Raw genomic sequence first — 24,921 nt, 5'->3', positions numbered from 1 at the left:
TCGTTGAAGGGCGGCAGAAAGGTGGTTGGAAAGAAAGGCACCGCCGCCGCCGCCACGATGACCGCCGCGCCAGCCGCCACCATGGCTGCCTTCGGACGATCGAGCGCGCCTTGCAGGCCACCGCGGTAGCGCGCCTTCAGCCAGGCCAGCACCTTGGTGTCGCCGTGGTCGATGTTTTTCATCCGCGGCAGCAGGTAGAAGCTGAGTACCGGGGTGACCGTGACCGAGACGATGAGGGAAGCCAGCGTCGAGACGATGAAGGCGATACCCAGCGGCACGAAGAGCTTGCCCTCCAACCCCGGCAGCGCAAACAGCGGGATGAAGACGAGCACTATGATCACGGTGGCGTAGAGGATTGCCGAGCGCACTTCCATCGTTGCGCGCGCCACCACCTCGATGGGGTGGATGCGGTGCTCGGGGTGTTTGGCGCGGTCCTCCTTCAGCCGCCGCAGCACGTTTTCTACGCCGACCACCGCATCATCGACCAGGCCGCCGATGGCAATAGCCAGGCCACCCAGCGTCATGGTGTTGATCGACAGGCCGAAGTACTTGAAGACCAGCGCAGTGATGAAGATGGAGACGGGAATGGCCGTCAGCGCAATGATGGTCGGCCGCAGCGTGCCGAGGAAGAAGAACAGGATCGCGGCGACGAAGATCGATGCACCGATGAGCTTGCCTTGCAGCGTGGTGATCGAGGCCTCGATGAAGCTGGCCTGGCGGAAGGTGACCTTGGGTGCTTCCATGCCGGCCGGCAGCGAGGTCTTCAAACCAACGAGCGCCTCTTCGATGGCCAGCGTGAGTGCGATGGTGTCGGCCGTGGGCTGCTTCTGAATACCGAGAATGACCGCCGGCTTGCCTTCGAAGCCGGCATCACCGCGCTTGGGCGCCGCGGCAAAGGTCACCTCGGCGATCTGGCGCATCAGGATCGGCTGGCCGTTCTTGGCGGTGAGCGCCAGGTTCTTCAGGTCGTCCAGGCGCGACGTGCGGCCCAGGTTGCGGATCAGATACTCGCGGCCGTTCAGCTCGAGGAAGCCGCCCGAGGTGTTGCTGGAATAGCCCTTGAGCGCGGCTTCCATCTGCTCGTGCGTGATACCCAGCTCGGCCATGCGCCGCGTGTTGGGCTGCACCTGAAACTGCCGCACTTCACCGCCGATGGGGATGACCTGCGCAACGCCGGGCACCGACAGCAAGCGTGGCCGCAGCACCCAGTCGGCGTATTCGCGCACCGCCATCGGGCTGATCTTGCTCGGATCGACCGGAATGGCGATCTGCATGATCTCGCCCATGATCGAGCTGATCGGCCCCATGTGCGGTGTGATGCCTTCGGGTACGCTGGCTTCCATGCCAGCGAGCCGCTCGGAGACGAGTTGCCGCGCGCGGAAGATGTCGGTGCTCCAGTTGAAGGTGACATAGAGGAAGGACAGGCCAGCCGAGGAGATCGAGCGCACCGACTCCACGCCCGGCAGGCCGTTCATCGTCGTCTCGAGCGGGAAGGTGATTAGCTGCTCCACCTCCTCGGCGGCCATGCCGCCGGCCTCAGTGACGATGGTGACGGTGGGCTTGTTGAGGTCGGGGAACACGTCCACCGGCGTGCGCGTCAGCGTGAACGCGCCGTAGGCCATCAGCACCACGCTGGCAATGATCACCAGCAGCCGGTTTCCGAGGCTGTTGTCGAGTAGCCACTTGAACATGTCAGCGCACCTGGTTGATCAGCGTGGCGCCCCGCGTGACCACGCGGTCGCCGGGTTTCAGGCCGTTGGTGACGGCCACGTTGATCCCGTCGAGCGGCTCGGTGGTTACCGTACGCGGCTCGAAGCGCTCGGGTGCAGTCTTGACCCACACCACCGTCTGGTTCGCCGGGTTTTTCATCAACGAGGCAACCGGCACCGAGATGCCCTTGACCTTCTGCTTGGTCTGCACGAACACACGCACCGGCTGGCCGACGGCCAGGCTCGCGAGCGCCGCACCCTGAGCACGAAAGCCCAGTGGCAACGCCTGCTCACGCAGGCTGCGCGCCGCGCCGACGAAGGTGAGCGGCACGCGCTGATCGCCCACTGCCAGCGTGGCGCTGCCGACATTGGCCGCCAGTGCGGGCTCGAAGGTCAGGGCCTCGATGCGCAGGCGGCCTGGGTCGACGATCTCGAACAGCAGCTCGCGCGCGTCGACCACCTGGCCAGCCACCACATGGGCCGAAGCGATCACGCCCGACACCGGGGCCAAGAGCGCCTCGCGCGTGCCCAAGCCGCTGCCGATGGCGGCGATGCGCTCGGCCAGGCTCGCGGCCTCGCTCTCGACGGCCTCGATCTCCTTGCGCGGCACCGTGTCGGCCAGCTCCTTCAAGCGCGCCACGCGCTTGTCGGCCAGCGCCTTGGCTGCGCGCAGCTCGGCCAGTTGCGCCGATTGGTTGGAGCGTTCAATCGGGGCTGAAGACGACAGCACAAAGGCCAACACCTCGCCCTTGCGCACCGCCTGGCCCGGCTGCGGCAGCCCACGCGGGCCGGGCTCGATGCGGCCGGCGTTGATCGGCTGCACCTTGCCGCCGGCGTTGGGGTCCATCAGCACCATGCCGTTCAGCTCCACCGAGCGCGGCAGTTCCGCTTCTTCGCTGACCAGCGTGCGAACGCCCAACTGGCGCTGCGCGGGCTTGGGCAGGAAGACGCTGCCGTCGGGCTGGCGCTGCGGGCCGTTGGCCGTGGGCGCTGCGGGGCCGTCGCCATGGTCATGGCCCGGGCCGGCGTGCACAGGGGTGAAACTTGCCAGGGCAAGCAGGAGACCCAGGCTCGAAACGATCCCAGCGCGCTTCATGCTGCGGCTCCTGCGCGGACGCTGCGAGCAGCCATGATCCGGCGCGCACCAAAGCCGACCACCATCAGGGCGGCGATGCCGCCGCCCGCCCAGGTGACGTACTCCTTCCACGAGTGCGTGTGCGCGGACTCGGCGGGTGTGTCCTCGTGCAGGTCGAGTTCACCGGCCAGCAAGTCGGTCTCCTCGCCCGCCGTCACCGTGGCAGTGATCGGCAGCACACCGGGCTTGGGGGCGTCGGCCAGCACCACCTCGTACTCGTCGTCGCCCTGGGGTCCTTTCGACGATTGGGCCTTGAACTTCTTGCCGGCGATCTCGAGTTCGATCTGTGCGCCACGCACGGGGCTGTTGTCGGCTGCACGGTCAAGGTAGAGCACGATCTGCTTGCCGCTGAGCACGCCGACCAGCTCGAAGGTCTCGGACACGGCCGCAAAGCGCGGCAGCCCCTGGCCAGCTGCCGCAGGGGGCGCGTCGCCGTGGTCATGGCCTTCGCCGGCCCGGGCCGGCAGCGCAACGAGGGTGGCTGCGGCGAGTGCGCAAGCCAACGAGGTGAGGAGTTTCATGGAAGGGTTCCTGAAAAATGGATTCGGTCGCGCCAAAGCGTTGTCATCACTGAGGCAGCAGGCCCAGCGCCTGTCGCCAGATGGAGATTGCGTGGCTCAGCTCGATGGCAGCGCGGGCGGCTTGCCGCTCGGCCTCGGCCGCTTCGAGCTCCACGCGCAGCCGGCTGGGCAGGTCGGTCTCGCCGGCGCGGAAAGACTTGTCAATGAAGCCCTTGGTCTCGCGGGCCAGTTGCGCGCGACGCTCGGCCGCCTGCAACGCGGCACGTGCGGCCGCCACTCTGGCGCGGCTGGACTCGAGCTCGGACGTCAGCCGTTGCTGCTCGACCGCCAACGCTGCTTCGGCCTCCGCCAGGTCGGCAGCCGCCGTGGCCTGCTTGGCACGGTTGCGGTCCTCGCTGCCGAACGGGATGCGAACACCCAGGGTGATGGTCTGGCCGTAGGACTCACCGGCAGCGCCACGGTCGCGCGTTGTCAGTAGCGTCAGGTCCGGGTTGGCGCGCCGTTGCGCCTGCGCGAGGGCCAGTGAGCGCCTGAGCGTCTCCGCCTTGTCGGCGATCTCTCGTGCCGCCGGGTGGTCGGCCGGCAGGCTGGCCGCTGGACTGGGTTCTGGCTCGGCAACGCTGCTCAGACCCGCCGCAACGACGGCGCCTGTGAGCGATCTCAAGTTCTGCGCCGCTGCGGCCTCGGCGGCTACGTTGGCGGCCAGGTCGGCCAAGGCCGACGCAACCGCACCCTCGGCTTGGTTCAGGTCAGCACGGGCGAGGTCGCCCGCGCGCAGGCGGCGCGCCACGTCGGCCGCGAGTGCCTCGGCTGCCGCGAGCCTGGCGCGCGCGGATTGCACGTCCTGCCGCGCCGTCTGCACGGCCCACCAGGCCTCTCGCACTGAGCCGGCAATCCGCCAGCGGGCTGCCGCCAGGCGCGAATCGACGGCGCCAAGCTCACTGTCGGCAAGCGCTTGCGAGCGTGTGCGTTCACCCGGCAGCCACAGCGGCACTGCCACGCCGACTTCGTACTCGCGGGCGCCGTTGTTGCGCGTGAGGCGGTCGGTGCGCGTCGACGCTTCCAACGCTGCGGGCTCGGGCGTCCAACCCGACGCGACCCTGCGTTGCGCCAACGCGGCATCACGCCGCAGCGGTGCGGCCTTGTTTTCGGGTTGCCGTTCCCAGGCCGCTTCAACGGCTGCGCGAAGCGATGCCGCCTGCGGGGTTTGCGTCTGTTCAGTCGCGACCGATGAAGCCTGGGCTGTTGCAGCGGTCGGCTGCGCGTGGGCGGCACTCACTGTCAACAGCACGCCGAGCGCCCCGGCCGCCAAAGCGTTTGATCCGGGCGCCCACAGACGCGGGGCAACGGCCCGCGATGGAACGAGCAGGTCTCGTGGTAGCGAGATCGCCATCTTCTTCTTCCGATCTTCCTCACGGCGCATGCAGGGCTGCATGTGGTTGGCCGTGTTGCCGACGCGCGTGTCGGCGGTGCATCAAACCGCTGGGCTGTCCTTCGTGTGGAGGCAGCAGGCGGCCGCGGATGACGGCGAGGAAGATGCGCGCGAGCGCGCGCCTAGAGAATCAACCCCGCCGACGAGTCACTGGCGCGGGGCCAGCGGAGGGCGGAAGAGGGTTTCTGCGGGAGAAGCGGGCCAGCTCGCTTGGTAGGCGGCCCCAAGCTCGTTGCCGATGGCTGCCATCGAGAGTTCGACAGCCGACACCGCGGCCTGTATCGCGCCCAGGTGGCAGATGCTGCAATCGGCGTCTGAGGCCAGTTCGACGCTTGCGTCGGCCGCAGCGCCTGAGTCGCTCGCCGACGGCAATACGACCCCACCGTCCGAGGCGTTGGGAACCGCTTGCTTGGGTGCGCGAGAGTGCTCATGGTGCCCAAAGTGCGCCTGCCCCGACGCCGCCTCGTGCTTGCAGTACGAAGCCGCAAGTGCGGCGCCCCATTGCAGGGGCAGCAGCACCAATAGGAAGATGGCAACGACTTTACGCACAGGAAGGAGTTTAGTCAGTTTGCAAGGATGCTGAGGCTGGCGCCGTGGCACAAAGCCACGGCGCCGACTGGAAACAGTTTTGTCAGCGCCCGTGCACTCATCGGCCGCGACCGGTCTGCACGTGCATCTGGCGCCGGTCCTGGAAGGTCATCGACGCCGCCTCGCGAGCCACTTCCTCCCGGCTTCGCCCAGGACCCGCGTTGCGCTCGGGCACCGGCAGGCCGCGCTGCAGGTAGCGCAGCGATCCGTCGGCCCTCGCCGCGTCCAGCTCCGCCATCACCTGCTCGCGGGTCTTGGTGCTCTTGAAGTGGTCGGGATGCACGGTGTAGCCGCGTTCGTTATTGGCCGGGTGCATGTAGCTCTCGGCGAAAGCGACCGGCGGCGCGGCAATAGCAGTTGCCAGCGCGCCGATGCCGAGAAGGGTCTTGACAATCATGGTGTTCCTCTGTGGGATGAGTGTCGGCATGCAGTGCTTGTCTTGGTCGGCAGCTCAGCCGCCCGCAAGAAGCGCTTCACGGGCGCGACGCTCGGCGGCCGGCTCGTTGAGCACCTCGGCGACGACCTGAGCGCGCGTCTTGTTCATGCCCTGGGTTTCGGCGGGCAGCGGCAGGCTGCGCTGGATGCGGAACAAGGAGCCGTCCTTCTGCGCGGCCAGCACTTCGGCCTGCACCTGCGCCCGCGTCTTGGTCGACGTCAGGTGGTCGAGGTGCTTGGTCACGCCGGCTTCACCGTCGGCCGGGTGGTAGAGCGAGGTCGCCGAGGCAGCCATCGGCAGCGCTGCGAAAGTGGCAATGGCGGAGAGAATCAGGGTGCGGTTGAACATGATCGAAGTCCTTTGGCCGGAGGTGACGACGAGCGACTTGCTCTGTCGTATGCCGCAAGGCATGGAAGCCACTGTAGAAATTAGGCCGCGACGCGACGCTGGCGCGTTGATTACATGTTTGTCAGCTTCGCTTCGGGGCGGCACAGCCAATCGACAATGGCTGCATGAGATTGCTGCTGATCGAAGACGAGACCAAGCTCGCGAGCTACCTCCGCCAGGGCCTTACGGAGGAAGGCTTCGTGGTGGAGGTCGCCTCCAACGGCGTGGATGGCCTGCACCTGGCCACCCAGGGCCAATACGACCTCATCGTCCTTGACGGCATGCTGCCCGGTATCGATGGCCTGGGTGTGCTGGCGGCGCTGCGGCACTCGCGCGACACGCCTGTGCTGATGCTCACGGCGCGAGGCGCGGTCGAGGATCGGGTGAAGGGACTGCAGTCGGGCGCGGATGACTACCTGACCAAGCCCTTTGCGTTCTCGGAGCTGGTGGCCCGGTTGCATGTCTTGATGCGCCGTGGCAAAGCAGGAAGCACTTCGGAACCCACGGTACTGCGCCTGCATGACCTGGAACTCGATCTGCTCAAGCGCCGTGCCATGCGTGGCGGTAAACGCCTCGACCTGAGCGCCAAGGAGTTCAACCTGCTGGCCCTCTTTCTGCGCCGTGCGGGCGAAGTGCTGTCGCGCACCGAGATCGCCGAGCAGGTGTGGGACATGAACTTCGACAGCAACACCAACGTCGTGGAAGTCGCGATCCGGCGTCTGCGCAGCAAGCTCGACGAGCCCTTCGACATCACGCTGCTGCACACCGTGCGGGGCATGGGTTACGTGATGGAGCTTCGCGCTTGAATGAGCCGACCACAGTGGCCGCCACAGGCTCCCTCGGCGTGCGCCTGTCATGGTGGCTGGCGGCGCAGTCGCTTGTTGGTCTTCTCATCGTCTCAACGCTTGTCTACGTCGTGAGCTCATCCAGCCAAGACAAGAGGCAGGCGGAGTCGCTGCAACAGAAGCAGGCGATCGTGAACCATCTGCTCGCCGAGGTCGATCTCCAGCGCGACCTCGCTGTCCTGAGACACAAGCTCGATGACTTTTTTCTGGGGCACACCGACCTTCGGGTGCGACTGCAAGGGTCTGGCAACAAGGTGCTCTATGAGAACAGCTTTCCGACGCCGGCTGCGCGCCCGACTCGCAGCGTCGCCTACGAGGCACCTGTTCGAATCGACAACGTACCGGTAAGCGTTCTGCTTGAGCTCGACACCACGGCCGACCGCCTTGCGCTGACCCAGCTTGCCTGGACCTTGTGGGTCTCGGCCCTGCTTGGATCTGCGCTGATCTCGGCGGGTGGCTTTGTGCTCGTACGAGCCGGCTTGTCGCCAGTGCGCGGCCTGGTTCGCCAGACCGATGCGCTTGATGCCAGCACGATGAGTCAGCGCCTGGATGGCAGCCAACAGCCGCGCGAACTTCAGCCGCTTGTTCACCGATTCAACGGTCTCTTGGATCGACTCCAAGGCGCGTACGACCAGGTAGAAGGTTTCAACGCTAACGTGGCTCATGAGCTGTGCACGCCTTTAGCCACACTCATCACCAGCACGGAGGTGGTGTTGCGCCGACCGCATGCGGCTGAGGCGCATCGCGACGTCCTGGAATCCAACCTCGAGGAGCTGCACCGGCTCACCGGGATCGTCAACGACATGCTGTTCCTGTCGCGTGCGGAGCGCGGTGCAACGGCACGCCGCGAACACGTCGAGAGCCTGGCATCTCTGAGCGCCGAAGTGGTCGACTACCACTCGGCGGCTGCGGAAGAGGCAGGAGCCGGTTTTTCGGTCGTCGGCGATGCCCGGCTTCACTGCGACCCCGGCTTGATGAGACGCGCGTTGAGCAACCTGCTGGCCAACGCCACGCGCTACGCTGATCGCGGGAGCGACATCTTGGTCAACATCTCCAGCGCTCCCGATCGGATCGAGCTGGTCGTGAGCAATCGAGGCCCGACGATTCCGCAGGAGCAGCAGCCCCGCATGTTCGATCGGTTCTACCGCGCCGATCCGTCGCGTGCCGACGCGATGCAGCATCATGGCCTGGGGCTGGCCATCGTGGCGGCAATCGCCCGCATGCACGGCGGCCAAGCCTTCGTTCGCAGCGAGCAGGGGCTCACGGCCGTGGGGCTGCGACTTCCTGTTGCCGGCAGCAGCGGCGTTAGAGCTTGACGTCGATCCGCTGGGGAAACGAGCCCTCCAATCCCTGGCAGTTTGGAGTGGTGCCCTCCGACTTGGTTGGCGTGCTTGCTCCCGTTGCTCCGGATGCCGAGGCGCAGCGCCTGATGCGATCGACATTCCGATTCATCATGTGCCGCACGACGCGCTCGAACACCCAGCGCTTGGGCCCTGACAGGTTCGCGCCGTATCTGGCGTAGAAGTCATCAGGGTCACCGAATACGCCAAAGTCCTGGTTGATGCCGTCGCGCTGGATGTAGGTGTCCCCGCAGCGCCAGTCCACCGGTGGGTCGGCGAGGTCAGGGGTGCCCACGCCGTACCCCAGGAACGGACCTCGATGACTGGCAAAGCGTTGCTGCAGCGCCGTGAGGTATCGGCGGTCCAGGATGAAGCCTTCCAGGTTGATCCAGCGTCCCTCGTGCCGCACCTCGACCCAGGAGTGCAGGATGTTGCGCGGTGCCAGCAGATACGCCCAGCCGGTCACGGCGCCCTGCTGAAGCGCCTTGTCGATCGTGAAGCCGTGCAGCCGGCACGGAGTGCCGAGCGCCCGCAACAACGTCATCAGCAGCGTGCTCTTGGTGTTGCACTGCCCGTAGCCGTCTGCCAGGACCGCGGAGGCCGGGAGATCGTCGCTCGTGTTGTAGCCGAAGGCGATCTCGTCGCGCACGAAGGCGTACGCCGCACCGATGCGATCGTGCTCGACCATCGCGAGCCACTTGCGCTCGGCGATCAGCGCTTGCAGTGTCGGGTGCTCGAAGTCCAGCAGCGGCGTCGCCTTCAACAGTTGATTCGTCGTCATCTCAAAGCTCCTTGCGCTCGGGCCGCAGCAGCCGCAGCCCGTTGAAAACCACCAGCAGGCTGGCGCCCATGTCAGCGAACACGGCCATCCACATCGATGCGCTGCCGAACACCGCCAGCACGAGAAACACGGCCTTGATGCCCAAGGCCAGGCTGATGTTCTGCACCAGCACGGCGTGCGCCCGCTTGGACAGCCGGATGATCTCGGGCAAGCGCCTCAGGTCGTCGTTCATCACCACGATGTCGGCCGCCTCCATGGCGGTGTGTGTGCCCGCGCCGCCCATCGCAAAGCCGATGTCGGCCTTGGCCAGCGCCGGGGCGTCGTTGATGCCGTCGCCCGTCATCGCAGTCATGCCCCGCGTGGCTTGCAACTGCTGGATCGCGGTCAGCTTCTCGTCGGGCAAGAGCGGCCCGCGCACCTCATCGATGCCCGCTTGCTGAGCGATCGCCCGTGCAGTGGTGGCGTTGTCGCCCGTCAGCATCACTGGGGTCACACCCAGGGCCAGCAGCTCCTGCACCGCCTGCCTCGACGTGGGCTTGATGCGATCGGCCACCGCGACCACGGCGAGCACTTCGCGCTCGCTCGCCAGCAGCGTCACGGTTCGACCTTGTTTCTCGTGCTCGGCCAGGCGGGCTTCGAGTTCGGCGCTGCACAGGCCCTTCTCTTCCACCCAGCGGTGGTTGGCCAGTGTCAGACGCTCGCCACCGACCAGGCCGCTGATGCCCCGCCCGGGCAGCGCCGTGAAGTCCTCGACCGGCAACTCCTCGGGTCGATCGGCCGACACCAGCCCGGCCGCGATGGCCTTCGACACCGGGTGGTCCGACCGCGCGGCGAGGCTCAGCGCCAAGCCGCGCACGGTGGCCTCGGACCTGGCCGCGGTGACCACAACAAAAGCCACGAGCGCTGGCTTGCCCTCAGTCAGTGTCCCGGTCTTGTCGAGCGCCACGGCCTTGAGCTTGCGAGCTTCCTCGAGGTATATGCCACCCTTGATCAACACCCCACGGCGCGCTGCTGCCGCCAGACCGCTGACAACGGTCACTGGCGTGGAGATCACGAGCGCGCATGGGCACGCGATGACTAGAAGCACGAGCGCCTTGTAGATCGCCTGCATCCAGGTCCAGGCCATCAGCCAAGGCGTGAGCAGCGCCACCAGCACCGCCAGCACGAACACGGCGGGCGTGTAGATCGCCGCAAAGCGGTCCACAAACCGCTGTGTCGGTGCACGGCTGCCCTGCGCTTGCTCGACGGCCTGGATGATCCGCGCCAGCAAGGTGTCGCCCGCCGGTGCGGTGGTGCGAATCTGCAACTCGGACGCCGCATTGACCGTGCCCGCGAAGACTTGATCGCCCGGCGCCTTGTCCACCGGAATGCTCTCGCCGGTCACTGCCGATTGGTCCACGGCACCATTGCCCGACGACACCACGCCGTCCAGCGCGAAGCGCTCACCGGGCCGCACGCGGACGATGCTGTCGACTGCAATCGCCTTGGCCAACATGCGCTGCCAGCTGCCATCGGCTTGGCGCACATCGGCTTCCTCCGGCGCGAGGGCCAGCAGGCTGCGGATGGCGTTGCGCGCACGGTCGACAGCGCGCGCCTCGATCAACTCGGCGATAGCGTACAGCGCCATCACCATGGCGGCCTCTGGCCACTGGCCGATCAGGAACGCTCCGGTGACGGCCACCGTCATCAGCGCGTTGATATTCAGCCGGCCCGCCCGCAGCGCCGCAAACCCCTTGCGATAGGTGCCGAAGCCGGCCAGGAAGATGGCGATGGCCGCCAGCGCCATCTTGGCGATGTCCCATTGCAGCGACGATGGCGCAAAAAACGAAAGCCCCTCCGCACCGATCGCGAAGACGAGTGCCAGGATGAGGCGCGGCAAGCCCTCGCCCAGCCATGACGCAGACGGCTGCGAGCCTTGCTCGCCACCGGCGTGCTCGTGGCCAGCCGGCGAGGCATCCGCCGCACCCTGACCGGCAGGCCGCGCGCCCATGACCTCCGGCTGGAAGCCGGCCTTGCGTATGGCCGCGACGGCCTGATCAAGCTGCGCACCTTGCGCATCGAGCGTCAAGGTTCTTCGCCCCAGGTCGAAGCGCAGGTTGTCCAGATCGCCGAAGGGCTCCAGCGCCCGTCGGATCTCGGACTCCTCGCTCGCGCAGTCCATGTTGGCAATGCGCAGCGTGACCGCGCCCGGCGATGCCGCGGCAGCGGGCTGCTCGTCGATGGACAGATCACCGCAGTGGTCGGAGCAGTTGCTGGATACCAGCTTGGTCGGGTTCGGTTGGTTCATGGCTCCATTGAAAACCCTGCACCTACTACAGAGTCAAGCGTCAGTTGACATCGATGTTGCGCGCCGGTTGATCCACAGTCGTGCGTCGCCTGCTCGGTGATCGACCTGCCGACACAAAGCTCAGCACTTCTCATCGTCCTGCCTCGCTTGGTCGCGTGCTCCAAGTCGGCCTGTACCAGGTCAGAACGATGGCCACGACCGCGGCTGACAGCGACACATCGGCCAGATTGAATGCCGGCCAGTGGACGCCACTCCAATGAAAGTCGAGGTAATCGACGACGTAGCCACGCAGCACGCGCTCGATGCCGTTGCCGAGCGCGCCGCCCGTGAGCAATGCGAATCCCAGCGCCTCCATCGGGTGCAGCCGCGTCAGAAGGGTTCCGAGGAGAACGAGGGACACGGCCGCTGCCAGCGAGGCTAGGAAGTACCGCTGCCACCCACCGGCATCGGCCAGCATGCCGAAGGCCGCCCCGGTGTTCCAGTGATGCACGACGTTGAAGAACGCAGTCACTGAGATCGAGACACCGTATGGCAACCCGCCGTGAATGGCGCTCTTGATCATCAGATCGATGCCGGCAATCGAAAACGCCAGCGCCCACCAAGAAAAGCGCAGGCGACTCGGTAGTTCGGCGGGACGTCGTCCATCCGGTTGCGCGCTCGGGGATTGCGAAGCGAACCGCAAGAGCCGCTCGGCGATGAGGTTGGCCCAAGCGCCGGCCGAGCGACCGAACCGTTGCGCCAGTGTCGTCGACAGTACCCAGCCAGCCAAGCCTGCGCACGCCAAGCCCGTAACCCAGCCCCACACCACGTCGGCCGGGAAGTGAAGCCCTTGCGCCACCCGTGCCCAGCCCACCGCCGCGGCCAGCACCGCCGTGGCAGCTCTGCCAGCAGCCCCGGACAGCGGCCAGAGCGTGGCCACCAGCAGCGCGGCGTAGACCGAGTGGCCGCTGGGCAGGCTTGCCGTGCTCGACGGCCGCGCTATTGCCGGCGCAGACAACTCCATGACCTCGAAGGGACGTGGAAACGAGAACAAGTCCTTGATGAGCCAGGTGTTGCCGCTGACATAAATCCGCCTCTATTCGCTGGCGAGGTGGCGGTTTTTCGGGCGAGCGTGAACATGGGTTGAATTGGTCACGGCCCAATGGCAACAGGGTCTGCATGCAGACCCTGCTGGGGCGGGCTGGGTGTGAGGTCGATCTCGGGAGTCTGGGCTGTGTTTGGTGGGTCAGAACGGCTCGTCGGGAATGAACTCGGGCGGGCCCGTGTCAGGCATGAGCTGTTCGCGCCAGGCCTGCTGCATTTGGGACCCATAGCTGGCCCACAGCGCTTGGCGCATGGCCTGCAGGCATTCGGCGACGGCCAGTGCTTGCTCGGGCGTCCAATGCGCCGGCACGACCACCGCGGCGGACGTGGACGTCGGTGGCCACGGTACGGCGCTCATGCTGCTGCCCGTCGAGGCCGCGCCGGCGTTGCCTTGGCCGAGCGTGCCGCCAGGCGCTGGACCTCGCGCTCCTGGGCTTCCTTGGCCCGGTAGGAGTCGCCGTCAATGCGCACCACCTCCGCACGGTGCATCAGCCGGTCGATCAGCGAGACCACGCAGGCCGCGTTGGGGAAGACCTCGCCCCAGTCGGCGAACGCCTTGTTCGTCGTCACCACCGTGCTTTTGTGCTGGTAGCGCCGGCTGACCAGCTCGAACAGCAGATCGGCGTGGCGATTCGAGTACGACAGGTAGCCGACCTCGTCGATGATGAGGACGTCCGGGGCGGCGTACTGGCGCAGCTTGCGCCGCAGGCCGGAGTCGCTGTCCAACGCGGCAAGCTCGCCCAGCAACTGCCCGGCGGTGGTGAAGAGCACCGTGTGCCCGGCCAGCACCGCCTGGTAGCCGATGTTGCAGGCACACATGGACTTGCCCACGCCGTTGGGGCCGACCAAGACAACATTGCTGGCTTCCTTGATGAAGTCCAGTGTCATCAGTTCTTCGACGGCGGCACGGTCGATCTGCCTGGGCCAGGCCCAGTCGAAGTCGGCCAGTGGCTTAAAGCGCCCGAGGTGTGCCTCGCGCAGACGGCGCTCCAGGCTGCGGCGGCTGCGCTCTGCGGCCTCCCAGCCCAGCATCTGCGCCACCCAGTGCGCCTGCTCCGGTTGGGCCATCACTTGGGCCCAGTGCTCGATCAAGCCATGAAGGCGCAGTGCGGCGGCCTGCTCGCGCAGCGCAGCGGGGGTGTTGGGGTTACTCATCGGGGCTCTCCGCAGGGTCCTGGGGCTGGTCGGCTTGCTGGGCAGGCTGGCGGTCATAGGACCGCAGTTCATGGGTGCGCACCGGCGCGTCGCGCTTGGCCACGTGCTCAGGCAACACCAGCGCCACTGGCGGCGGCTCGCCGCTGGCCATACGGGCGCGCTCCAGCGCCAGGCGCACGGCGTTGGGGTGTGCCACGTCGCGCGCCAACGCCTCGGTGATGCCGGCCTGCAGCGCAGCAGCGCCCCAGCGATCGAGCAGCCGCATCAGGGTGGCGGTGATCGAGCCCAGGTTCTCGCCGCGCTCGCCGGCGCGCTGGAGCAACTGGGCGCTGGCTGGCGCGGCCTGCGCCAGGCGGTCGCAGGCGCGGTGGGCACGGCCTGCGCGCTTGGCTTCGACCAGACGCTGCACATGGGCGTCATCCTCGATCTGCGCGCGGCTGTCCCAGCAACGCCGGTGGCGCGCCAGTTCGGTGGCGCCGTCAAGCACGCGCACCCACTGCTCGTCGGCCAGCACCGTCAGCGTGCGTCGCACATGGGTGTGCGGCACCGAGTAGTCGTTGGTGTCGAAGCGCACGTAAGGTGTCTTGCCGACCTTCACGGCCACGCGTTCGCCCAGTGCGAAGGCTGTCTCGGGCAGTGCCATCAAGCTGCGGCCCTCGGCCTCGAAGGCCTGACGTACGCTCAGGCCGCAGTCCTCGGGCCAACGCCGGTTGGCGGCCACGCCCAGGCACCACAGCCGGGCCTGCGCGTTGAGGTCGGCCAAGTCGGTGAACGTGCGTCCGGCGAAGAAGCTGTCGCGGATGAACCGGATGGCGCGTTCCACGCGGCCCTTCTCGTTGCCCCGTGCCACGGCCACTGGGCGCGGCTCGAAGCAGTAGTGGGCAGCCAGGGCCAGCAACTCGGGGTTGAAGCGGATGGCCTCGCCCTGGCGCTCAAGCACCGCGCTCTTCAGGTTGTCATACAGGGCGACCCGGGGGCAACCGTTGAAGGCGACGAAGGCCTCGACATGGCCTCGCAGGAAGCTATCCATGCGAGCGTCCAGGAAGAAGCGCAGGAAGATCATGCGGCTGTGGCTGAGCACCATGACGAAGGCCATCAGCGGGCGCCGGGCACGGCCGATCTGCAGATGACCGAAGTGGCCCCAGTCCACTTGCGCTTGCTCACCGGGCAGCGTTCGCAGGCGCAGGTAGGCCTGGGCAGACGGGCGCGGACGCAATTCGGCGATGAGGTGGCGGAAGTGAGAGTCACAGCCCACATAGCCGCGCTCGCAGACCATGGCGTACAGCCGCGCCGCGGTCAGCGTGGGGAACTTCGCCAGCGTTGCGAGGATGAACGGCCGGTAGGCATCGATGCGACTGGGACGCAGCGGTGAGGGCGGCACGGCTTGCCCGTTGACCGCCAGCACTCGGCGCACGGTGTCGCGGTGGACATGCAGCTGCCTGGCGATAGTGCCAACCCGCCACTTCTCCGCGGTATGCAGACGCAGGATCTGGGCAACCAGGTCAGGGGCTATGGTCATGGCGCCACCCTGGAGGCGCTGGGCGCGGGCCGTGGCGCAAGAAGCCTTGCCGCACCAAGCCGGGCTGAGGCCTGGCACAACGCCGGCATAACCATGGAGCGTGGGCGGTGGGCACGGTTGCAGTGGCGGTCGCCGTGGCGGGCGTCTGCGCAAGCTCGGGCGTCGAGATGTTGGGTTGTGTCCATAAGGCCAGTGGAGCCGCAGCTGCCGCGGGCGGGCAACCCTGGTGCGTCACGTTCTGCCTCAGACCACTGTCGTTGCAAGCGCCACCATCACCATCGCCGCGTGCACGGCAGCGTTGGCGCCATCGACGCGACCGCTCAGCATGGGCCAGCCGGCCGCGCCGCGAGCGTTGGTATCGACGAGCGCTCTCGCGCCGAGCTGCATCTCGCGCCAGGCGCCAGCAGGGCCGGCCACAGTAGCGATTGCCACGGTCGCAGTGGCTGCACAGCACGACCTGTACGCGGCAGCGTGCGCACAAGAACATGCGCCCTGGAGCATCCATGCTCACCCCGGTCGACAACCGAAGCTGCAGTGCTGGACGGACGCGTCCCAGAGATGCCACACTGACGCGGCACCACCTTCATCGGCACGGTGTAGGGCGCGGTACGGTTGTCAGGCTTGCCGGCGAGATTGGCCGTTGCCGCGCCCACCTTCTTCGGCATGAGCGCTGTTGTATCTCGAGCGTGGCCCCCTACGGCCGGCGTGCCGCCGAGGCCGCCACATCGCCCCGGTATGCATCGACCGCTCCAGCATGGCGCCCCAGCCATTGGCGGCACCTGCCCGGCCGCCCTGCAGGGCGGCCGGGCAGGTGCACCCCCAACCAAGTCCAGTCGATCAGCTCAAATGGAAAACCGCCACCTCACCAGCGAATAGGTGCGGTTCCTGACCAGCGTTCACATGCCTCGATCACCGTCGAATAAGTGCTGAAGCCGTGATCAGCCAGCAGGTGCACCACCGGCTTGAAGCGCCCTTGCCCTTCGACATAGATCGGCTCGGCCACCGAATAACCTTGTTGAATCGCCTTCGGGTTGGCGAGGAAGGGACCTAGGTTGTAGTTGTAAGGCTTCAGTGCCTCATCTCGGAAGCCGTGCACGACCTTCAGCCAAGCCCACCAGCTGAATTGCGCATCCTTGGCGATCAGCGCCATGGGCGCCGATTTCAGCGCTCCGAAGTTCTCGTAACCCTGGCCGGGGTGGGCGATCAGGGCTTGTGGGTCCTTCTGGAACATGCCCGCGACGACGACGGTCGGTACGCCGTTCTTCACGTTGTCGAAGCTGTGCAGCAGGTTTCCGGTCATCAGGAAGTCGATGCGACCTGCCGGCAGAAGCGGCCGGTTGTTCACCTGCGGGCCGCCCTGCAGCAGCGTCACGTCCAGACCGTACTTCTTGTAGGTGCCGTCGGCGATCGCCTGGTAGAAGCCGCCATGCGCCGCCTGTGCCTTCCAGTTGGTGGCAAAGCGGATCTTGTCCTCGGCGTGCGCCGAGGATGGCGACAGGCAGCTCAGGACGATGAGCCCATGGAAACAGGCGACCGCACCCAGGCGAAAAGAAAAAGTCGACATCAATGGCCTCCTGGACTACATCGATTCCCGAGACTGTTCCGCGGCGTGCCAGCGTGCCAGCAGCCGGCGCGACAGCGCGTTCGATGCACCGTAGATCATCAGACCCGTGGCCACCAGCAACAGCAAGGCGGCGAACATCTTCGGTGTCTCGGTGCGAAAGCTCGCCTCCAGAATGCGCGAGGCCAGCCCGGTTTCGCGGCCCGCCGCGCCCGCCACCATTTCAGCTGTGACGGCGCCGATCAGGCTGAGTCCGCCCGACACCTTCAGCCCGGCGACGAAGTAAGGCAGCGCGCTCGGCATCAGCAGCAGCTTCAGTCGCTGCAGTGGTGTCGCTCGGTACAGCCGGAACAGGTCGCGCAGCAAGGGGTCGGCCGCGCGCAGGCCCATCACCGTGTTCGACAGGATCGGGAAGAAGGCCACGATCCAGGCGCACAGCAAAAGCGCCGCGGTGGTGCTGTCGATGTAGATCAGCATCAGCGGCGCGATCGCAACGACCGGCGTCACCTGCAGCACCACCGCCAGTGGCAGCAGCACCGCTTCGATCGATGCCGACAAGGTGAACACCGCGGCAATCATCATGCCGCCGAGGCAGGCCAGCGCCAGTGCGCCAAAAGTGATCTTCAGCGTGAACCACCAGCTCATGGAGAGCGAACCGAGGTTGGCAAACAGGGTCTGCAGCACCACGCTCGGTGCGGGCAGGGTGTACGACGGAATCTGAGCGATACGCACCAGCGCCTCCCAGGCCAGCAACCAGCCGACCACGCTCAGCAGCGGCATCCAGCGTTTCACGCGCTGAGCCCGTCTGCAGCAGAGGCGACTTCCAGAGCGCGCGTCACATCTCGACAGGTCTGAGCGTAGCGCTGCGAGGTGCGGAACTCGGCGGTGCGCGGCATTGGCTCGACCACGACGACCTCTGCCACGATGCGGCCCGGCCGTGCGCCCATCACCAGCACGCGCTGGCTCAGGAATACTGCCTCGAACACGCTGTGGGTGACGAACAGCACTGCCAGCGCATTCGATTGCCACCAGGCCAGCAGGTCGGCATTGAGCCGCTGCCGGGTGATCTCGTCGAGCGCGGCGAAGGGCTCGTCCATCAGCAGCACGTGCGGCTTCGTGACCAGGGCGCGGGCGATCGAAGTGCGCATGCGCATGCCGCCGGACAGCTCCGCCGGAAAGGCCGTTTCAAACTCGGCCAGGCCCACCAGAGCCAGCACTTGTCGCACCTGAGCCGTCGCGTCGTCCTTCGATTGCCCCGCCAGCCGCAGCGGCAGCCAGACGTTGTCGAACACGCTGGCCCAGGGCATCAGCGTCGGATCCTGGAAGACAAAGGCGGTGTCGCTCGTCGTGGCGCTGCCGAGCGCGGGTGAGGAGATGCGTCCGCCGGTCACCTCATCGAGCCCGGCGACCAGTCGCAGCACTGTGCTCTTGCCGCAGCCCGAGGGCCCGAGCAGCGAGACAAATTCGCGAGCTCCGACGTCGAACGATATGCCCTGCAGCGCCAAGGTGCCGCTGGCGTAGCGCTTGACGACATCGTGCAGCTCGATCGTCGGTGCGAGGGCTGCCGTTGTGTTCATCCGCATGACACCGGAGTCACTGAAACGCCACTTCGGAGAAGCTGCGCAGCTTGCGGCTGTGCAGCTGGTCGACCCCGTGCTCGCGCAGCAACTCGATGGCGCGGATGCCGATGCGCAGGTGCTGGTCGACCCGCTCGCGGTAGAAATGGTTGGCCATGCCGGGCAGCTTGATCTCGCCGTGCAGCGGCTTGTCGCTCACGCACAGCAGGGTGCCGTAGGGCACGCGGAAGCGGAATCCGTTGGCGGCGATGGTGGCGCTTTCCATGTCGAGCGCCACCGCCCGGCTCTGGCTGAAGCGGCGCTGCGGCGTGTTGTCCGGCAGCAGCTCCCAGTTGCGGTTGTCGGTGCTGGCCACGGTGCCGGTGCGCATGATGCGCTTGAGCTCCTGCGCCGGCACGCCGGTCACGTCGGCCACGGCGGCCTCCAGGGCCAGCTGGATTTCGGCCAGGGCCGGAATGGGCACCCACAGCGGCAGTTCCTCGTCCAGCACATGGTCCTCGCGCACATAGGCATGGGCCAGCACATAGTCGCCCAGCTGCTGGGTGGTGCGCAGGCCGGCGCAGTGGCCCAGCATCAGCCAGGCGTGCGGGCGCAGCACGGCAATGTGGTCGGTGATGGTCTTAGCGTTGGCCGGTCCCACACCGATGTTGACCATGGTGATGCCGCTGCGGTCGCGCCGGATCAGGTGGTAGGCCGGCATCTGCGGCAGGCGTGGCGGGGCCTGACCGGCGGCATCGTCGGACTCGGGCGGCAGGCCCGCCCGGCGCGTGACCACATTGCCCGGTTCGATGAAGGCGTCGTAGGGGCTGTCGGGGTTGGCCATCTCGGCATGGCCGAGCTGGATGAACTCGTCGATGTAGAACTGGTAGTTGGTGAACAGCACGAAGTTCTGGAACCAGGTCGGCGAGGTGCCGGTGTAGTGGCGCAGCCGCTGCAGCGAGTAGTCCACCCGGGGCGCCGTGAAAAGGGAGAGCGGGTGCGGCTCGCCCGGGGCCGGCACATGGGTGCCGTTGGCGATGCCGTCGTCCATGACGGTGAGGTCGGGCAGGTCGAACACGTCGCGCATCTGCGCGCGGCGGGTGGCGTCCATCTGGCCTTCGATGTGGTCGTTCTCGGCGAACGAGAAGTGGATCGGTATGGGCTGGGTGCTGGTGCCGACCTCCAGCTCGCCGCCGTGGTTGGCCAGCAGCAGGCGGAACTGCTCCAGGTAGTAGTCGGCGTAGAGGTCGGGGCGGGTGAGGGTGGTCTCGAACTTGCCCGGCCCGGCCACGAAGCCGTAGCTCAGCCGGGAGGGCCCGCCCTGGCGCAGCACGCTGGGGTTGTGCAGCCGCACGAAGGGGTAGCAGGCCCGCACGTGGGTGTGCTGGAAATCGCCGCCGGCCACGAACTCGCGCATCGCCTGGCGCAGGAAGTCGACGTTGTGCTGGTAGATGCGCTCGACCTGCTGCAGGGCGGCGGCCGGGTCGGTGAAGAAGAGGGGGGCGGTAAAGTCGGGCGATCGTTGCATGGGCTTATTGTGGCCCGTGCAGTACCCGCTTCACCACCATGACCAGCTCCCTCGATCCCGACCTGCTGCGCGCAGCCACCGTGCTGAGCGCGGCGCTGGGCTGCGGGCTGCTGGTGGGCATCGAGCGTGAGCGCCGCAAGGGCAGCGGACCGACCCGCGCCCTGGCCGGCCTGCGCACCTTCACCCTGACCTGCGTCATGGGGGCGGCGGCTGCGCTCAGCGGCGTGACCGGCCTGGTCGTGGTGGGCGCGGCCTTCGTGGCGGCGCTGGGCGTGGTGGCCTACGCGCGCGACCGGTCCGACGATCCCGGCGTGACCACCGAGGTGGCGCTGCTGCTGACCTACCTGATCGGCGTGCTGTGCACCTGGCGCCTGTTGCCGGCGGCCGCACTGGCCGTGGGCCTGACCGCCCTGCTGGCCGCCCGCGAGCGCCTGCATGGCTTTGCCCTGCACTGGCTGCGCCCGGCCGAGGTGCGCGACGGCATCGTTCTCGCCGCACTCCTGCTGGTGGTGCTGCCCTTGCTGCCCGACCGGCAGATGCTGGGGGACACGGTGAACCCGCAGCGCGTGGGTCAGCTGCTGTCGCTGCTGCTGCTGGTGCAGTCGGGCGCCCATCTGGCCCGCCGGCTGCTGCAGGCGCGGCACGCGGTGGTGCTGTCGTCGTTGGCTTCCGGCCTGGCGTCGAGCACGGCCACGATTGCCACCCTGGGCGTGTCGGCGCGCGAGCCCGGGGCGGCGGTGCGGGTGCTGGCCGGCGGCGGCCTGCTCAGCTGCGTGGCCACACAGGTGCAGATGGTCATGGTGGCGGCGGCCGTGATGCCGGCCTGGCTGCCCCATGTGGGCCTGTCGGCGGTGGTCGCGGCGGGTCTGGCGCTGGCCGCAGGCCTCTGGCTGGTGCACGGTGCGACCGAACCCGGCCCGGCCGAAGGGCCGCTGGCCACACCGCGCATCGAAGGCCTGGCCGGCTCGGGATCGGATCGCATGTTCAGCCTGCGCGGGGCGCTGGCGGTGGCTGCGCTGCTGGCGGGTGTGCAGGTGCTGGTCCACCTGCTGCAGCGCTGGCTGGGCGACGCCGGTCTGCTGGCCGGGGTGGTGCTGGGATCGCTGGCGGATCTGCACGCGGCACTGGCCGCCGTGTTCACCGGGGGGCCGCCGGATCCGGTGGCCGAGCGCGCCGTCGTCCTGGCCCTGCTGGTGCATGCAGCCAGCAAGACCGTGACCGCGGCCGTGTCCGGTGGCTGGGCCTATGTCCGCTGGCTGGCCCCGGGGCTGTGGCTGCACACGCTGGCGGGCGTGGCCGTGCTGCTGGTCTGAACCGGCGGCCGGCCCGTCCTCAGCGCCGCACCGGCTCGCGCATGGTCACGAATTCTTCGGCTGCCGTGGGGTGGATGCCAATGGTGCTGTCGAACACCGCCTTGGTGGCGCCGGCCTTCATGGCCACCGCAAAACCCTGCACGATCTCGCCGGCCTCGGCGCCCACCATGTGCAGGCCCACCACCCGGTCGCTGGCGGTGTCCACCACCAGCTTCATGAGCGTGCGCTCGGTGCTGCCCGAGAGGGTGTGGCGCAGCGCCTTGAATTCGCTGCGGAAGATGGTCACGTCGCCGTAGCGTTCGCGTGCCGCCTGTTCGCTCAGGCCCACGGTGCCTATGGAGGGGTGGGTGAACACGGCCGTGGGGATGTACTCGTAGCTCATGCTGCGCGGCGCCTTGCCCGGCGCGGCGCCCAGGATCTGGTCCACCACCACCATGGCCTCGCCCAGGGCCACCGGCGTGAGCTGCACCCGGTCGGTCACATCGCCCACCGCGAAGATGTGCGGCACGCTGGTGCGGTAGTTCTCGTCCACCCGCACCTCGCCCTGCTTGCCCTGGGCCACGCCCACGGTGTCCAGGCCCAGGTCCTTCACCAGCGGCACGCGGCCGGTGGCGTAGAGCACCGCGTCGGCCACCAGGGTCCGGCCGTCCTGCAGGGTCACAAGCAGGCCGTCGGACTGCTTCTGCACCGACCGAACCTCGGCGCCCAGGCGCAGGTCCACGCCGTGCTTGACCATCTCGCCGGCCACGAAGTGGCGGATCTCGTCGTCGAAGCCGCGCAGCACCTGCTCGCCCCGGTAGAGCTGGGTCACTTTCGCACCCAGGCCGTTGAAGATGGACGCGAACTCGCAGGCGATGTAGCCGCCGCCCACCACCACCAGCCGCTGCGGGAAGGGATCGATGTCGAAGATCTGGTTGGACGTGATCACATGCTCGCGCCCCGGAAAGTCCGGCACGAAGGGTGTGCCGCCGGTGGCGATCAGGATGTGGGCCGCCGTGAAGTCGCGGTGCGTGGTCGACCCGTCGGCCTGCTGCGTGGCCACGCTGACCGAATGCGCCCCGGTGAGGCGCGCAAAGCCGTCGATGCGGGTGACACCCGAGCCGCCCAGCAGGTTGCCGTAGATGCCGTTGAGTCGGCTGATCTCGGCGGCGCGGCGTTGCTTCAGCCGTGCCCAGTCGAGCGTGCCGCCCGCGGTGTCCCAGCCGAAGCCGGCCGCCTCTTCGAACGCCTCGGCATAGTGCGCGGCGTAGCTGTAGAGCTTCTTGGGAATGCAGCCGACGTTCACGCATGTGCCGCCCAGCCCGCTGGTGCCCAGCACCTCGGCCAGGGCCACGCGGGCGCCGCGTTGCGCGGCCATGCGGGCGGCGCGCACACCGCCGCTGCCGCCACCGATGACGAAGAGATCGAAGTCGTGTTGTTCCATGCGGCGCATGGTAGCGCCGGGGTCTGCAGGCCCGTCCGCCGGCACGGCCAAGGCCCCGGATCGGCTGCGGCCATCGCCACCGCGGCCGGCAGCGCCGACCGGTCGTTCCTATGATGGGCCGCCATGGACTCCACCCACGACTCTCCCGCCCTGGCCGTGGTGCTCGGCGGTACCGGCGGCATCGGTGCCGCACTGGCCGAGGGCCTGCGCGAGCAGGGCCACACGGTGCTGGCCATCGGCCGGCGCACCGCACCCGGCCTCGACTACGCCGACGAGGCCAGCGTGGCCCGTGTGGCGCAGCACATCGCCGGCGAGCAGGAACGCACCGGCCTGCCGCTGCGCCGCCTGGTGGTGGCCACCGGCATCCTGCACGAAGGCGCCGTACAGCCCGAACGCAGCTGGAACCACCTGGACGCAGCGGCGCTGCAGCGGCTGTTCCTGGTCAACGCCATCGGCCCGGCGCTGGTCATGCGGCACTGCCTGCCGCTGCTGCCGCGCCAGGGGCGCAGCGTGGCGGCCTTCATCTCGGCGCGGGTGGGCAGCATCGGTGACAACCGCCTGGGCGGCTGGTACGGCTACCGCGCCTCCAAGTCCGCACTCAACCAGCTGGTGCACACGGCGGCCATCGAACTGGCCCGCCGCTGCCCGCAGGCCCTGTGTGTGGCCCTGCACCCCGGCACGGTGGACACCGCCCTGTCACAACCCTTCGCCAAGACCGGCCTGGACGTGCGCCCGCCCGCCGTGGCTGCGCAGGAGCTGCTGCAGGTGATGGACACGCTGCCCGAGGGCAGCAACGGTGGATTTTTCGACCACCATGGGTTGACGATTCCTTGGTGACCAGGCGGGTGGTTCAGTAGTGGTAACGAAGCTGGGCCAGCAGCAGTGCGTCCTGCTCGACCCGGTACACCATGCGGTGTTCGTCGGTGATGCGGCGAGACCAGAAACCGGCCAGGGCATGCCGCAAGGGCTCCGGTTTGCCAATGCCGGAAAACGGGTCGCGCTGGGTGGCGGCAATCAATTCATGGATGCGCCTGACGGTGCGTTTGTCCTGCTGCTGCCAGTAGAGGTAGTCCTCCCAGGCTTCCTCTGCGAAGACCAGCTTCACTTGACCAGCTGCCGGGTCTTGCCCTTGCCCGCGCCCAGGGATTCAACCGCCGACAACAGGCGCCGGGCGTTTTCGGGATTGCGCAGCAGATAAGCCGTTTCTTCCAGCGACTGGAAGTCTTCCATCGACAACATCACCACCGACGGTTGCCCGTTGCGCGTGATGATCAGGGGCTCATGGTCTTCGCAGACCCGATCCATGGTGTGGGCCAGGTTGGCCCGGGCGGCGGTGTAGCTGATGGCGTTCATGGCAGGAACCGTCTGTGCAAGTACAGAAAATTGTACAGGCGGGATCCTGCCGATCGGATGCCGGCGATCGGGTGGGGTCAATACGTGTACACACCGCGCCCGGTCTTGCGGCCCAGCCAGCCGGCCGCCACCATTTCCTTGAGCAGCGGGGCCGGGCGGTACTTGCTGTCGTTGAACTCGGCCATGTAGACGTTCATCACCGCCAGGCACACGTCCAGGCCGATCATGTCGGCCAGGGCCAGCGGGCCGATGGGCTGGTTGGTGCCGAGCTTCATGCCGGCGTCGATGTCTTCCGGGGTGGCCAGACCTTCGGCCAGCACGAAGAAGGCCTCGTTGATCATGGGCACCAGGATGCGGTTGACCACGAAGCCCGGCGCGTTCTTGACCGTGATCGGGCTCTTGCCCAGGCGCTCGGCCAGGGCCTTGACCGCGTCGTGCGTGGCGTCACTGGTCTGCAGGCCGCGGATGATCTCCACCAGCGCCATCAGCGGCACCGGGTTGAAGAAGTGCATGCCGATGAAGCGGTCGGCACGCTGGGTGGCGGCGGCCAGCTTGGTGATGGAGATCGAGCTGGTGTTGGTGGCCACGATCACCTCGGGCGCCAGCAGGCCGTCGAGCTGCTGCAGGATCTTGACCTTGAGCGCCTCGTTCTCGGTGGCGGCCTCGATGACCAGGTCGGCGCCCTTGAGGTCGTCGTAGCTGGTGGAGCCCTTGATCAGGGCCAGCGCCTGGGCCTTGCCTTCGGCGGTGAGCTTGTCCTTCTTGATCAGCCGGTCCAGGCTGCCGGCGATGGTGGCCAGGCCCTTGTCCACGGCGGCCTGCGCAATGTCGACCATGACCACGCGGATGCCGCTGGTGGCGCAGGCCTGCGCGATGCCGTTGCCCATGGTGCCCGAGCCGATGATGCCCACGGTCTGGATGCTGCTCATTCAATAAACCTCGTGTCGATGTTGGGGGAAACCCGGCGAT

The 24,921-nt window shown here is 67.6% G+C and carries 26 protein-coding genes; 4 read left to right on the top strand and 22 right to left on the bottom strand.

From position 1 onward, the window contains the following. The 7 genes from CAP38_RS10750 to CAP38_RS10720 all read right to left on the bottom strand — a co-directional run. Nucleotides 1-1,691, bottom strand: a 1,691-nt coding sequence (locus CAP38_RS10750; RefSeq protein ID WP_143435814.1) for an efflux RND transporter permease subunit, incomplete at its 3' end; no start/stop codon positions are given. Nucleotide 1,692: 1 nt separating this feature from the next. Further along, entirely contained in the window at nucleotides 1,693-2,805 is a 1,113-nt protein-coding gene (locus tag CAP38_RS10745) for an efflux RND transporter periplasmic adaptor subunit (protein ID WP_086121397.1), read from the bottom strand. Further along, nucleotides 2,802-3,365 (bottom strand): hypothetical protein, encoded by a 564-nt coding sequence (locus CAP38_RS10740; protein WP_086121396.1) that lies wholly within the window; start codon nucleotides 3,363-3,365, stop codon nucleotides 2,802-2,804. The genes CAP38_RS10745 and CAP38_RS10740 overlap by 4 nt, the downstream gene beginning before the upstream one ends. 46 nt (nucleotides 3,366-3,411) lie before the next feature. Further along, a complete protein-coding gene (locus CAP38_RS10735) occupies nucleotides 3,412-4,788 on the bottom strand; it encodes a TolC family protein (RefSeq protein WP_256924418.1) in 1,377 nt (458 codons plus the stop codon). Nucleotides 4,789-4,944: 156 nt separating this feature from the next. After that, nucleotides 4,945-5,346, bottom strand: a complete 402-nt coding sequence (locus tag CAP38_RS10730) for a hypothetical protein (protein ID WP_086121395.1) — start codon at nucleotides 5,344-5,346, stop codon at nucleotides 4,945-4,947. Between the two features lie 97 nt (nucleotides 5,347-5,443). After that, the gene (locus CAP38_RS10725; protein WP_086121394.1) at nucleotides 5,444-5,782 is read right to left on the bottom strand and encodes a DUF4148 domain-containing protein; all 339 of its coding nucleotides are present in this window, start codon (nucleotides 5,780-5,782) and stop codon (nucleotides 5,444-5,446) included. Nucleotides 5,783-5,836: 54 nt separating this feature from the next. Beyond that, on the bottom strand, nucleotides 5,837-6,169 hold the full coding sequence (locus CAP38_RS10720; RefSeq protein ID WP_086121393.1) for a DUF4148 domain-containing protein: 333 nt from the start codon (nucleotides 6,167-6,169) through the stop codon (nucleotides 5,837-5,839). A 164-nt stretch (nucleotides 6,170-6,333) separates the two neighbouring features. Here CAP38_RS10720 and CAP38_RS10715 point away from each other — a divergent pair, with 164 nt between their 5' ends. Together CAP38_RS10715 and CAP38_RS10710 are read left to right on the top strand one after the other, a co-directional pair. Then, the gene (locus CAP38_RS10715) at nucleotides 6,334-7,014 is read left to right on the top strand and encodes a heavy metal response regulator transcription factor (RefSeq protein WP_086121392.1); all 681 of its coding nucleotides are present in this window, start codon (nucleotides 6,334-6,336) and stop codon (nucleotides 7,012-7,014) included. After that, nucleotides 7,011-8,369 carry a heavy metal sensor histidine kinase gene (locus CAP38_RS10710; protein ID WP_256924417.1) on the top strand — a complete coding sequence of 453 codons (1,359 nt, stop codon included), beginning with the start codon at nucleotides 7,011-7,013 and terminating at the stop codon, nucleotides 8,367-8,369. The genes CAP38_RS10715 and CAP38_RS10710 overlap by 4 nt, the downstream gene beginning before the upstream one ends. On the opposite strand, the gene CAP38_RS10705 is transcribed toward CAP38_RS10710, so the two are convergent. The 11 genes from CAP38_RS10705 to CAP38_RS10660 form a co-directional block, all read right to left on the bottom strand. Next, nucleotides 8,359-9,174: a transglutaminase family protein gene (locus CAP38_RS10705; protein WP_086121390.1), complete on the bottom strand. Its 816-nt coding sequence runs from the start codon at nucleotides 9,172-9,174 to the stop codon at nucleotides 8,359-8,361. The two genes, CAP38_RS10710 and CAP38_RS10705, sit on opposite strands and share 11 nt — an antisense overlap. 1 nt (nucleotide 9,175) lies before the next feature. After that, nucleotides 9,176-11,461 (bottom strand): cation-translocating P-type ATPase, encoded by a 2,286-nt coding sequence (locus CAP38_RS10700; protein WP_086121389.1) that lies wholly within the window; start codon nucleotides 11,459-11,461, stop codon nucleotides 9,176-9,178. Nucleotides 11,462-11,591: 130 nt separating this feature from the next. Further along, the gene (gene lspA, locus CAP38_RS10695; RefSeq protein ID WP_143435813.1) at nucleotides 11,592-12,494 is read right to left on the bottom strand and encodes a signal peptidase II; all 903 of its coding nucleotides are present in this window, start codon (nucleotides 12,492-12,494) and stop codon (nucleotides 11,592-11,594) included. A 192-nt stretch (nucleotides 12,495-12,686) separates the two neighbouring features. Next, nucleotides 12,687-12,902 (bottom strand): hypothetical protein, encoded by a 216-nt coding sequence (locus tag CAP38_RS10690; protein ID WP_086121387.1) that lies wholly within the window; start codon nucleotides 12,900-12,902, stop codon nucleotides 12,687-12,689. Then, nucleotides 12,899-13,699: an IS21-like element helper ATPase IstB gene (gene istB, locus CAP38_RS10685; protein ID WP_086121386.1), complete on the bottom strand. Its 801-nt coding sequence runs from the start codon at nucleotides 13,697-13,699 to the stop codon at nucleotides 12,899-12,901. The genes CAP38_RS10690 and istB overlap by 4 nt, the downstream gene beginning before the upstream one ends. Beyond that, on the bottom strand, nucleotides 13,692-15,218 hold the full coding sequence (gene istA, locus CAP38_RS10680) for an IS21 family transposase (RefSeq protein WP_086121385.1): 1,527 nt from the start codon (nucleotides 15,216-15,218) through the stop codon (nucleotides 13,692-13,694). The genes istB and istA overlap by 8 nt, the downstream gene beginning before the upstream one ends. Before the next feature lie 243 nt (nucleotides 15,219-15,461). Next, nucleotides 15,462-15,650 (bottom strand): hypothetical protein, encoded by a 189-nt coding sequence (locus tag CAP38_RS15390; protein ID WP_179188523.1) that lies wholly within the window; start codon nucleotides 15,648-15,650, stop codon nucleotides 15,462-15,464. 430 nt (nucleotides 15,651-16,080) lie between these two features. Continuing rightward, nucleotides 16,081-16,782: an ABC transporter substrate-binding protein gene (locus CAP38_RS10675; RefSeq protein WP_256924416.1), complete on the bottom strand. Its 702-nt coding sequence runs from the start codon at nucleotides 16,780-16,782 to the stop codon at nucleotides 16,081-16,083. A gap of 15 nt (nucleotides 16,783-16,797) precedes the next feature. Next, entirely contained in the window at nucleotides 16,798-17,571 is a 774-nt protein-coding gene (locus tag CAP38_RS10670) for an ABC transporter permease (RefSeq protein WP_306297702.1), read from the bottom strand. Continuing rightward, nucleotides 17,568-18,362, bottom strand: coding sequence for an ABC transporter ATP-binding protein (locus CAP38_RS10665; protein ID WP_086121383.1), 795 nt, complete (start codon nucleotides 18,360-18,362; stop codon nucleotides 17,568-17,570). Before CAP38_RS10665 ends, CAP38_RS10670 begins: the two co-directional genes overlap by 4 nt. A 10-nt stretch (nucleotides 18,363-18,372) precedes the next feature. Beyond that, nucleotides 18,373-19,863, bottom strand: coding sequence for an AMP nucleosidase (locus CAP38_RS10660; protein ID WP_086121382.1), 1,491 nt, complete (start codon nucleotides 19,861-19,863; stop codon nucleotides 18,373-18,375). Nucleotides 19,864-19,901: 38 nt separating this feature from the next. Between CAP38_RS10660 and CAP38_RS10655 the strand changes: the two genes are divergently transcribed. After that, entirely contained in the window at nucleotides 19,902-21,176 is a 1,275-nt protein-coding gene (locus CAP38_RS10655; protein ID WP_086121381.1) for a DUF4010 domain-containing protein, read from the top strand. Between the two features lie 19 nt (nucleotides 21,177-21,195). Here CAP38_RS10655 and gorA read toward each other — a convergent pair whose 3' ends face one another. Beyond that, nucleotides 21,196-22,599: a glutathione-disulfide reductase gene (gene gorA / locus CAP38_RS10650; RefSeq protein ID WP_086121380.1), complete on the bottom strand. Its 1,404-nt coding sequence runs from the start codon at nucleotides 22,597-22,599 to the stop codon at nucleotides 21,196-21,198. A 123-nt stretch (nucleotides 22,600-22,722) separates the two neighbouring features. Between gorA and CAP38_RS10645 the strand changes: the two genes are divergently transcribed. Beyond that, nucleotides 22,723-23,436, top strand: a complete 714-nt coding sequence (locus CAP38_RS10645) for an SDR family NAD(P)-dependent oxidoreductase (protein ID WP_086121379.1) — start codon at nucleotides 22,723-22,725, stop codon at nucleotides 23,434-23,436. Nucleotides 23,437-23,449: 13 nt separating this feature from the next. Here CAP38_RS10645 and CAP38_RS10640 read toward each other — a convergent pair whose 3' ends face one another. From CAP38_RS10640 to CAP38_RS10630, 3 genes are all read right to left on the bottom strand, one after another. Beyond that, complete coding sequence (locus CAP38_RS10640; protein ID WP_086121378.1) at nucleotides 23,450-23,704, bottom strand: Txe/YoeB family addiction module toxin; 255 nt, start codon at nucleotides 23,702-23,704, stop codon at nucleotides 23,450-23,452. Then, nucleotides 23,701-23,952 carry a type II toxin-antitoxin system Phd/YefM family antitoxin gene (locus tag CAP38_RS10635; RefSeq protein WP_086121377.1) on the bottom strand — a complete coding sequence of 84 codons (252 nt, stop codon included), beginning with the start codon at nucleotides 23,950-23,952 and terminating at the stop codon, nucleotides 23,701-23,703. The genes CAP38_RS10640 and CAP38_RS10635 overlap by 4 nt, the downstream gene beginning before the upstream one ends. Nucleotides 23,953-24,029: 77 nt before the next feature. Then, nucleotides 24,030-24,881, bottom strand: a complete 852-nt coding sequence (locus CAP38_RS10630) for a 3-hydroxybutyryl-CoA dehydrogenase (protein WP_086121376.1) — start codon at nucleotides 24,879-24,881, stop codon at nucleotides 24,030-24,032. Between the last annotated feature and the right edge of the window lie 40 nt (nucleotides 24,882-24,921).

The sequence above is a fragment of the Hydrogenophaga sp. IBVHS2 genome (assembly GCF_002127215.1).
Classification (GTDB): Bacteria; Pseudomonadota; Gammaproteobacteria; order Burkholderiales; family Burkholderiaceae_C; genus Hydrogenophaga.
This window is presented reverse-complemented; position numbering and strand designations above follow the sequence as displayed.

Coding starts and splice junctions, on each gene's coding strand:
- CAP38_RS10705 (WP_086121390.1), bottom strand. CDS start 9,174: ATGACGACGAATCAACTGTTGAAGGCGACGCCGCTGCTGGACTTCGAG.
- CAP38_RS10720 (WP_086121393.1), bottom strand. CDS start 6,169: ATGTTCAACCGCACCCTGATTCTCTCCGCCATTGCCACTTTCGCAGCG.
- istA (WP_086121385.1), bottom strand. CDS start 15,218: ATGACCATAGCCCCTGACCTGGTTGCCCAGATCCTGCGTCTGCATACC.
- CAP38_RS10700 (WP_086121389.1), bottom strand. CDS start 11,461: ATGAACCAACCGAACCCGACCAAGCTGGTATCCAGCAACTGCTCCGAC.
- CAP38_RS10690 (WP_086121387.1), bottom strand. CDS start 12,902: ATGAGCGCCGTACCGTGGCCACCGACGTCCACGTCCGCCGCGGTGGTC.
- CAP38_RS10675 (WP_256924416.1), bottom strand. CDS start 16,782: ATGTCGACTTTTTCTTTTCGCCTGGGTGCGGTCGCCTGTTTCCATGGG.
- CAP38_RS10745 (WP_086121397.1), bottom strand. CDS start 2,805: ATGAAGCGCGCTGGGATCGTTTCGAGCCTGGGTCTCCTGCTTGCCCTG.
- CAP38_RS10645 (WP_086121379.1), top strand. CDS start 22,723: ATGGACTCCACCCACGACTCTCCCGCCCTGGCCGTGGTGCTCGGCGGT.
- gorA (WP_086121380.1), bottom strand. CDS start 22,599: ATGGAACAACACGACTTCGATCTCTTCGTCATCGGTGGCGGCAGCGGC.
- CAP38_RS10740 (WP_086121396.1), bottom strand. CDS start 3,365: ATGAAACTCCTCACCTCGTTGGCTTGCGCACTCGCCGCAGCCACCCTC.
- CAP38_RS10665 (WP_086121383.1), bottom strand. CDS start 18,362: ATGCGGATGAACACAACGGCAGCCCTCGCACCGACGATCGAGCTGCAC.
- CAP38_RS10655 (WP_086121381.1), top strand. CDS start 19,902: ATGACCAGCTCCCTCGATCCCGACCTGCTGCGCGCAGCCACCGTGCTG.
- CAP38_RS10635 (WP_086121377.1), bottom strand. CDS start 23,952: ATGAACGCCATCAGCTACACCGCCGCCCGGGCCAACCTGGCCCACACC.
- CAP38_RS10630 (WP_086121376.1), bottom strand. CDS start 24,881: ATGAGCAGCATCCAGACCGTGGGCATCATCGGCTCGGGCACCATGGGC.
- CAP38_RS10715 (WP_086121392.1), top strand. CDS start 6,334: ATGAGATTGCTGCTGATCGAAGACGAGACCAAGCTCGCGAGCTACCTC.
- istB (WP_086121386.1), bottom strand. CDS start 13,699: ATGAGTAACCCCAACACCCCCGCTGCGCTGCGCGAGCAGGCCGCCGCA.
- CAP38_RS10660 (WP_086121382.1), bottom strand. CDS start 19,863: ATGCAACGATCGCCCGACTTTACCGCCCCCCTCTTCTTCACCGACCCG.
- CAP38_RS10725 (WP_086121394.1), bottom strand. CDS start 5,782: ATGATTGTCAAGACCCTTCTCGGCATCGGCGCGCTGGCAACTGCTATT.
- CAP38_RS10735 (WP_256924418.1), bottom strand. CDS start 4,788: ATGCGCCGTGAGGAAGATCGGAAGAAGAAGATGGCGATCTCGCTACCA.